Source organism: bacterium (genome assembly GCA_021372775.1).
In the GTDB taxonomy this organism is placed as follows: Bacteria; Acidobacteriota; Polarisedimenticolia; order J045; family J045; genus JAJFTU01.
Map to the genome: position 1 here is coordinate 1 of JAJFTU010000095.1, position 1,748 is coordinate 1,748.

The 1,748-nt window shown below is 75.1% G+C and carries 1 protein-coding gene; it reads right to left on the minus strand.

Features of this window, described 5'->3' with window-relative positions:
* Nucleotides 1–79 precede the first annotated feature (79 nt).
* Nucleotides 80–1,369, minus strand: coding sequence for an alpha/beta fold hydrolase (locus LLG88_03405; protein ID MCE5245954.1), 1,290 nt, complete (start codon nucleotides 1,367–1,369; stop codon nucleotides 80–82).
* Nucleotides 1,370–1,748 lie beyond the last annotated feature (379 nt).

Below are 1,748 nucleotides of genomic sequence, written 5' to 3' on the forward strand. Positions count from 1 at the left end.
AGCGGCCGCGCGCGCAGCGGCGGGAAGCCGGCGCCGAGCGCGTGGACGATCTCTTCGAGCGCGAGCATCGCCGTCGCCGCTAGGCGAGCAGCATCGGCCGCGGCTGCAGCGCGGGGGCGACGCCGGGAATCGACGTGCGGAGCAGGCCGGGGCGGACGGGATGGGGAAAGCGCGCGAACCAGATCCCTTCGTGCTCGGGGCCGAACGGCGCGCAGCCGACGACGCGTCCGCCGGGCAGCGACGCCTCGGGCGGGCCGGCGGCAAGCGGCGCGCCGGACGCGTCGCGGGCCTGCACGAAGAGCAGGTCGTCGAGGCCGCGCGGCGAGAGGTGCGGCCGCAGCTTGACGAAGATCTGCGGAGAGGCGGGGGCGCCGAGCGTGAGGTCCTCGGCCAGCCAATGGAGAAACGCCTTGTGGCCGATCAGCGGCACATGGTCGCCGAACGGAATCGAGAGCACGCGCCGGTCGGCGCCGGAAGTCGCGGCGAGAAGGCTCGCCGAGGGACAGGTGCCGTCCCCTTCGAGGCCGTGCGCGACGGCGACGCCCGCGGCGCCGAGCGCGGCGGAGATCGGCGTGTCCACGCCGTAACCCTCGACGAGCCGCAGCGGGACGGGGAAGTCCACGACGAGCGAGGCGACGACCGACGACGCCGCGGCGAGCAGGGCGCGGTCGTAGTAGGCGGGGAGCGACGCCGCCTGCGCGAACGGCGTGGCGCCGCGTCCCGCGGCGTCGGCGAAGAGCGCGGGGGCGCGCCCCGACGGCATCAGCTCGTAGGCCGCGGGCATCGGCGCCAAGAGACGCCGGATCGGATGGCCGGCGAGCGCGCCGACCAGAAGCCCCGCGTCGCGCTCGATGATCTCGATCGTCTTGAGCAGCCCGGCGAGCGGCGAGCCGACGGCGACGAGCTTGGCGACGCGCGCGCTGCCCGGACCGCCGCGCGCGAAGAGGGCGGCGGCGACGAGGCCGCCCTGCGAGTGGGCGACGAGCGTCGCGGCGCGGCCGTCGTTCGGGAGCGCGGCGAGGAGCGCGTCGAGGTCCGCCGCCGCGTCGGCGACGCTCTTCCGCCAGTCGTAGGAAAACTCGACGAAGTCTGCGGAGGCGAGGCCGAGCCCGCGGCGCGACGTCGCGAAGCTGCGGAGCGGGCTGTAGACGTCGAAGTGCACGACGCCGCAGAAGGGAACGACGTCGAGCGCCCCATCGGCGCGCAGTCGCGCGTCGGCCGGGGTGCGCAGGGAGAGGGAATCGTAGAAGTCGGGCGCGTGGAACGGCGCCCAGCGGGGATCGACCCAGATCAGCCGCGCGTCGGCCGTGCGCGCGAGGCGGCTGCCCATGAAGCCCGGGACGAGGACGATCGGACCGATGCCGTGCATGGAGTCGATCCCCGCGGAGAGAAACGCGCGGCCCGCGCGCGACGAACGACTCGGGGCGGCGCCGGCGGCGCGCCGTCGCGAAGCGCCGCGACGCGACGCGAACGAGAGAGCCGCCGCTCGAAGGTACCGTCGGCGCAGCGGCGACGCGCGGCGGATGTTGCGACGCCGCGCGGCTCGATATCGGTCCGCGGGCGCGGCGCACGATGCCGGTACATTTGGCGTCCTTCGCCCGCCTGGAGGCGCCCACGATGACCGCCGCAGTCCGCCCCCTGACCGAACGCGACCTCCCCGAAGCCGATCGAATCTTCCGGCTCGCGTTCGGGACCTTCGTCCGCCTGCCGAACCCGCTCGATTTCTCGGGGGACGCGGAGATCCTCGC